Origin of the sequence: Atopococcus tabaci DSM 17538, from assembly GCF_000429585.1 — a bacterium.
Classification (GTDB): domain Bacteria; phylum Bacillota; class Bacilli; order Lactobacillales; family Carnobacteriaceae_A; genus Atopococcus; species Atopococcus tabaci.
Window position 1 is genome coordinate 1 of sequence record NZ_AUCD01000027.1, and the last position, 6,962, is coordinate 6,962.

Below are 6,962 nucleotides of genomic sequence, written 5' to 3' on the forward strand. Positions count from 1 at the left end.
ATATACGTCTCACGGATTCCGCAATTTTGTCAAAAAACATCAACTCACCCACAGTATGTCGCGTGTGGGCAAGTGTATTGACAACGGCCCAATGGAAAACTTTTGGGGCATCATCAAGGAAGAAATGTATCGTCTAAAGACCTACACGAGTTTTGAAGAATTAACGCATGATATTAAACGATACATTGACTTTTATAACACCCGACGGGTGACGTTGAAAATGGGCTTGAGTATTCCTGCATAAAAAAGCCATGCATGAAAAATCTCATACATGGCACAAAATATTTTGTTTATTTATCTGTCTACTTGACAGGGGGCAGTTCATTAGGATTTGTTGCCTTTTTTTATTTTAACGTAAATGTTCAACATGCGTGTTCCCCGTACAAAGTCGAAGGTTGCGAACAAAGCATAGAGAACCGGGAAAAATCCCCAACCGATATCTCCGACTGTGTCGATGGTGAAGTAGAGAAACAAGGCGAACATCAAATAGTTAAAAATAATCTGCATCACGAAGCTTTTTTCCGTCATTATAATCGATCGATTCCTTTCTTATTGCATCAAATTCTGCAAAGCGATGTTTGCAAGAACGGCGAGGGTGTTCATCAAGGCGTGGGCAAGGATGGGTGTGCCGATATTCTTAGTGCGGTAATAGAGATAGCAGAATACGAATCCCATGGAAGAGTACAAGAGAAGATGTCCGTCAAAATGGATAAACGCGAACAACAGTGAACTGACGACCGCTCCGCCGACTACTCCGATATGATCCAACAGAACACCAAAGATCACTTTCCGGAAAACCAGTTCTTCCATAATTGGTCCTGCGATACTCGTCAACAGCAAGAAAGAAGGATAATTTTTGACCACTTCAACCAACGCTTGCGTGTTGGCAGAGTCCAATGGTTGGTTCAGGAAACGAACCTCTATCAAGTTGGCCACGTTTTGCGCAAAGATGGCTAACACCATGCCCAAAACTCCCCAAAGGATTACTTTTCTAAATGCCACGGAAGGAGTTTTCTCGAGAGAGGTGTGGAACACGTATTTATGATTGATCAAGAGCATGATAATCGCTCCAGCTGCGAAGCTGATCATGGACCCATAAATGGAAGCATCTGTTGCAAGTTCCTCCGGCGCAAAGGCGATGAACAAAATAGGCAGAAGTTGTGCCGCAATATAGGTGGAGATGATAAGAATCGAAGGAAAAGCTTTTGTTTTTTTCAAATAAATTCAACCCTTTACGTATGGTTTTGTTTAAGAAGCAAGAGCTAGTTTAAAAACTGCATAACATTATGTAATGTATCACAAAAAAGCGGTGCATGCCACAGGATGTCCGCACAAAGAAGCCGTTCACCTGGAAAACGGTTGTCTTTTTGAAAAAAGAAGGAAAAAAATATGAAATTTTTAGGAAGCCACTTGCAAAAAGGAACTCTTTTAAGTATGATTGGTAGTGAAGTTAGCACTCGACACATTAGAGTGCTAAAAAATATCATTCCAATTGTTATGGAGGGATTATCATGTTAAAACCTTTAAGCAACCGGGTCATTCTTGATGTGACCAAAGAAGAGGAAAAAACAGTCAGCGGAATTGTTTTGCCGGATTCCGCAAAAGAAAAACCACAAACAGCAAAAGTTGTCGCTGTAGGCGAAGGACGTTTGTTGGATAACGGACAGCGTGCAGAAGTATCTGTCAAAGAAGGCGATGTCGTCTTGTTTGAGAAATACGCTGGAACTGAAGTGAAATATGACGGCAAAGAATACTTAGTCGTAAAAGATACGAACATCATAGCTATTGTAGAATAAGTTTTCCTGAAAAGCAAAACAGAGCATTTCAAGACATAACTTACACACGAGGTGAAGAGAAGAATGGCAAAAGACATTAAGTTCTCAGGTGACGCACGCGAAGCAATGGTGCGCGGAGTAGATAAATTAGCAGATACAGTGAAAGTGACGCTTGGGCCAAAAGGACGCAACGTCGTATTGGACAAAGCCTTTGGTTCTCCTCAAATCACAAATGACGGCGTAACCATCGCCAAAGAAATTGAATTAGAAGACCACTATGAAAACATGGGTGCGCAGTTGGTAGCAGAAGTAGCCAGCAAAACAAACGACGTTGCCGGAGACGGAACAACAACCGCAACGGTTTTGACACAGGCGATTGTCCGTGAAGGATTGAAAAACGTAACGGCCGGCGCAAACCCAGTGGGTATCCGCCGCGGAATTGAACGCGCTACAAAAGTTGCTGTGGAAGCATTGCGCAATATTTCCACGAAAATCGAATCCAAAGATTCCATCGCTCAAATCGCTGCAATTTCTTCCGGAGACGAAGAAATCGGCCGTTTGTTGGCAGATGCAATGGAAAAAGTCGGCAGCGATGGAGTCATCACCATCGAAGAGTCCCAAGGAATTGAAACAGGCATGGACGTCGTGGAAGGAATGCAATTCGACCGCGGTTACTTGTCTCAATACATGGTGACAGACAACGACAAGATGGAAGCTGACTTGGAAAACCCATACATCTTGATTACAGACAAGAAAATCAACAACGTTCAAGACATCTTGCCGGTTTTGGAAAGCGTTATGCAGCAAAACCGTCCACTCTTGATCATTGCAGACGATGTGGAAGGCGAAGCATTGCCGACATTGGTCTTGAACAAAATCCGCGGAACATTGAACGTGGTCGCTGTGAAAGCTCCTGGATTTGGTGACCGCCGCAAAGGCATGTTGGAAGACATCGCCATCTTGACCGGTGGAAATGTCATCACCAGCGACTTGGGCTTGGAATTGAAAGACACAACTTTGGACCAATTGGGTCAAGCAAGCAAAGTAGTGGTCACAAAAGACGACACAACCATCGTTGAAGGTGCCGGAGAAAAAGAACACATCGAACAACGTGTGGCTATGCTTCGTGCACAGGCAGAAGAAACCAACTCTGACTTCGACCGTGAAAAATTGCAAGAACGCATCGCTAAATTGGCCGGTGGAGTAGCGGTCATCCGTGTTGGGGCAGCTACAGAAACTGAACAAAAAGAACGCAAACTCCGTATCGAGGACGCGTTAAACGCTGCGCGTGCCGCGATCGAAGAAGGAATCATCCCAGGTGGAGGAACGGCATACATCAACATCTTGAAAGAAGTTGAAAAGATTGAAGCGGAAGGCGACGAAGACACAGGTGTGAAAATTGTCCTTCGTGCGTTGGAAGAACCGGTTCGTCAAATCGCAGCGAACGCTGGTTTGGAAGGAAGTGTCATCGTTGAGCGCTTGAAGAACGCTGAAGAGGGCATCGGATACAATGCTGCAGCTGACAGAATGGAAAACATGCTGGAAGCGGGTATCATCGACCCAACTAAAGTAACGCGTTCCGCTTTGCAGAACGCAGCCAGCGTCGCAGCTCTTCTATTGACTACGGAAGCTGCTGTGGCAGACATTCCTGAACCGCAAAAGCCAGCTCCTGGAATGGATCCAGGCGCAATGGGTATGATGTAAGCATCTCCCCTTGTAAATCCATACAAATAAAAAGGCTTCTCTCGAGCACAACGCTTGAGAGAAGCCTTTTTTGGTGTGAATGATTTTTTTGAAAATCCCTTGAAAATACAAACGTGAAGAGTAAAATGAGGAATGGAAACCGGTGTGGGGATTTTCATATAAGAAAGAAGGTGACCGTTATCACAGACGAAGTGATGCTCGTTCTCGTATTGAACAAAACAGAACAGCTGGATGAATTATTGATCGAATGGAGCAATGCCGATATCAAAGCGGCGACCGTACTTGATTCGGTGGGGATGGCGCAACAGCTTTCCGATGTGGAAGACACGCGGATTATTTCCACCTTGCGTCCGTTTCTTGTGTCTGATCATGCTGAAAACAAGATTATTTTCACCATTGTTCATGCAGAAGATGTCAACCGCGCACGGCAGATTGTCCGGGATGTAGTGGGGGATTTATCCGAACCGAATGCAGGAATTTTGTTTGCCCTGCCGGTGCTTTTCACAGAAGGCGTTCGATTCTAATGACTGTTTGTATTGAAACAAAAAAATAAAAAAAGAAGGTATAAAAGTGGGAAACACATTGTTAGTCGTTGCAGTGATTGTCATCACAGGACTCTTGTTTGGTAAATTGGTTGGGTACATTAAATTGCCGAGTGTCACCGGGTATTTGCTCGGCGGGTTGTTGGTCGGTCCGTCCTTGTTGAACCTGGTCCCGGCAAGTGCGTTGGAAAGTTTTGATGTGGTTTCTGAAATGGCGCTGGCCTTTATCGCGTTTACCATCGGTTTGTCGTTCAAGATAGATTACTTCAAACGCGTCGGACTCACCCCGGTGGTCATCGCCTTGTTGGAAGCGTCCATGGCGGTCCTGCTTGTGACCGGCGGATTGTTGGCCATGGGGATGGAACCGGCGTTTGCGATTGTATTGGGTGCCATTGCGGCCGCTACCGCTCCGGCGGCGACAGTGATGGTCATCAAAGAGTACAAAACAAAAGGTCCGGTGACGGATACCTTGTTGAGTGTCGTAGCGATAGATGATGCGGTAGCATTGATTTTGTTCGGGTTTGCAGCAACGGTTGCTAAAATGCTCACCGCCGTTCAAGGGGTACAAATGAATCTCGTGCAATCGATTGTACAACCGTTTTGGGAAATCGTATTGGCGTTGATTGTCGGTGCAGCAGTGGGGTTTGTCATGCAGTTCCCATTGAAATGGTTCAAAAATAGTGGAAACAAATTATCGATTCTCATCGCATTCGTGTTTTTAGCAAGCGGACTGTCCAAAACGTTTGGCATTTCAGAGCTGTTGGCTTGTATGGTGGCAGGAGCCGTTCTGACAAATGCATCGAATGAAGCACCCGCCATGTCGGTTATGTCAGACAAAATCACTCCACCATTGTATATGATGTTTTTTGTCATCTCTGGTGCTGAATTGAATCTAAGTATTCTTCCATCGATAGGTTTGATTGGATTGGTATACATCCTTTTGCGTATCGCTGGAAAAATGCTGGGAGCCTATCTTGGTGCCCGGTGGATGAAATCTTCGCCGGAGGTCAGCCGTTATTTGGGATTGACGTTGATTCCCCAAGCAGGAGTGGCTATTGGATTGACAACGGTGGCCGAAACCTTGGTGCCAATGTATGCAGCCCAAATTAAAGTCGTGGTATTGTCGGCGACGCTGGTCTATGAAATGATTGGACCGGTGCTGACGAAACTGGCGCTGACCAAAGCCGGGGAAATCACTCCTCAAGTTGGAGACGTGCAGACACAACAACATTAGTTTATAAAATCTGAAAAACCAGGACAGAGGCGTCCTGGTTTTTTTATATGCGCAACAGAAGTTTTCAAGTTAGAAAAATGAATGCGTATCCAGTACACTGAACTCAAATATGTGGGGTGAAAGGAGACTGGCAGATGCTTAAGGAATACGATTTCAGCAAGTTCGAGAACCCGTACAGTGATTTCAAAAGAAAAGAACTGGGCGAACGACTGGCCCGTGCACAACGATTGGTCCAAAACGTCGATATTCCGGTTTTGATTATTGTGGATGGGTGGGAGTCCTCCGGAAAAGGGTATGTCATCAAAGACTTGGTGCGTGAGCTGAACCCCAAAACTTACAAAGTCAGTGTATTTGAACGACCAACCGAAGAAGAAGAAGCGCGGCCATTTTTATGGCGGTTTTGGGAAAAGACACCCCAAAAAGGCAGCATGGCCATCTTTGACCGCAGCTTCTACTTCAAGCTGCTCAATGATCCGACGATACAAGATGATGAACTTGAAAAAAACATCCAAGACATCAGTTCCATTGAAAAACAACTGTTGGACGACAACGCTATTATCATAAAATTTTTCCTCCACCAAACAGAAAAAACACAACAAAAACGCATTGATGAACTTCAAAAAGACGAATACCGCTCTTTCATGATCAGCGAACGGGACGAAGACCAATACAAAAATTACGACACCTATTTGAAACATTTCGACGAAATACTGAAAAAATCAGATTTCACTTTCAGCAAATGGCACATCTTATCGACTGAAGACCTAAAGGCGGCGTCCGAAAAGGCATTGGGAACGACTATCGATTTGATTCATGAAGGCATCGACCGCATCATGGGGATGAAAAATGGCGGGGTTCAGCGATTTTACCGGGAAACCATTCCATCCGAAAAACCGTTACAGGACGTCGATTTAAACTTGCATCTATCAGATAAAGAATACGAAAAACAAAAAGATGAACTGCAACTGGAAGCACAACGATTGGCGTTCAAGTTATACACAATCGGCATTCCCACAGTCTTGGTCTTTGAAGGGGTGGATGCGGCAGGTAAAGGAGGCGCCATCGAACGGTTGACGCGTCAGATGGATCCAAGAGGGTATGAGGTCATCACCACTTCCGCGCCCTCTGACTACGAAGCGCAGCATCATTATTTGTGGCGGTTTTACAGAAACTTCCCAAAAAAAGGAGACATCAAGATATTTGACCGGAGTTGGTATGGAAGAGTGATGGTGGAGCGTGTGGAGCAGTTCGCGACGGTAGAAGAGTGGGAGCGGGCGTACGAGGAAATCAATCAAATGGAGCAGCACTTGCACAATTTCGGAACGCTCGTATTGAAATTCTTCTTATATATAGACAAGGATGAACAGTTGGAACGGTTCAAAGATCGGCAGGAGGAAGCGGATAAAATTTATAAAATAACGGAAGAAGACTGGCGGAACCGGGAGAAATGGGATGATTACATTGAAGCGATGGACGAAATGTTGGTGCGGACGGATACGTCAGAAGCACCCTGGGTCATTGTGGAGGCCCAAGACAAAAAATATGCGCGCATCAAAGTATTGAAAGAATTCATCTATCACGCAAAAAAAGCATTGAAGCAAGTGTAAACACGAAGAGAGCGGGACAAAATGCGTTTAGACCCGAACCTTCTAACGCATACCATATCCGTAAGCCGCTAAAGCGGCAACGGCTATGGCAACTGGAGCG

General features: G+C 45.1%; 8 protein-coding genes. 6 read left to right on the forward strand and 2 right to left on the reverse strand.

Going from position 1 to position 6,962, the window contains the following annotated elements; genetic code table 11:
• A partial coding sequence (locus G470_RS0105750; protein ID WP_028274004.1) for an IS3 family transposase occupies nt 1–244 on the forward strand: 244 nt, incomplete at its 5' end.
• Between the two features lie 80 nt (nt 245–324).
• Here the strand turns inward: G470_RS0105750 and G470_RS0105755 are convergent.
• Nucleotides 325–528, reverse strand: a complete 204-nt coding sequence (locus G470_RS0105755; RefSeq protein WP_035445179.1) for a DUF4305 domain-containing protein — start codon at nt 526–528, stop codon at nt 325–327.
• A 21-nt stretch (nt 529–549) separates the two neighbouring features.
• Nucleotides 550–1,218, reverse strand: a complete 669-nt coding sequence (locus G470_RS0105760) for a CPBP family intramembrane glutamic endopeptidase (RefSeq protein WP_051258451.1) — start codon at nt 1,216–1,218, stop codon at nt 550–552.
• A 293-nt stretch (nt 1,219–1,511) separates the two neighbouring features.
• Between G470_RS0105760 and groES the strand changes: the two genes are divergently transcribed.
• The 5 genes from groES to G470_RS0105790 all read left to right on the forward strand — a co-directional run bounded on the left by groES (nt 1,512) and on the right by G470_RS0105790 (nt 6,862).
• Nucleotides 1,512–1,796 carry a co-chaperone GroES gene (gene groES, locus G470_RS0105770; RefSeq protein WP_028274007.1) on the forward strand — a complete coding sequence of 95 codons (285 nt, stop codon included), beginning with the start codon at nt 1,512–1,514 and terminating at the stop codon, nt 1,794–1,796.
• A gap of 63 nt (nt 1,797–1,859) precedes the next feature.
• Nucleotides 1,860–3,479 carry a chaperonin GroEL gene (groL, locus tag G470_RS0105775; RefSeq protein WP_028274008.1) on the forward strand — a complete coding sequence of 540 codons (1,620 nt, stop codon included), beginning with the start codon at nt 1,860–1,862 and terminating at the stop codon, nt 3,477–3,479.
• A gap of 170 nt (nt 3,480–3,649) precedes the next feature.
• Nucleotides 3,650–4,003 carry a hypothetical protein gene (locus tag G470_RS12820; protein ID WP_156907970.1) on the forward strand — a complete coding sequence of 118 codons (354 nt, stop codon included), beginning with the start codon at nt 3,650–3,652 and terminating at the stop codon, nt 4,001–4,003.
• A 46-nt stretch (nt 4,004–4,049) separates the two neighbouring features.
• On the forward strand, nt 4,050–5,255 hold the full coding sequence (locus G470_RS0105785) for a cation:proton antiporter (protein WP_205617893.1): 1,206 nt from the start codon (nt 4,050–4,052) through the stop codon (nt 5,253–5,255).
• Nucleotides 5,256–5,389: 134 nt separating this feature from the next.
• Nucleotides 5,390–6,862, forward strand: a complete 1,473-nt coding sequence (locus G470_RS0105790) for a hypothetical protein (protein ID WP_028274010.1) — start codon at nt 5,390–5,392, stop codon at nt 6,860–6,862.
• Nucleotides 6,863–6,962 lie beyond the last annotated feature (100 nt).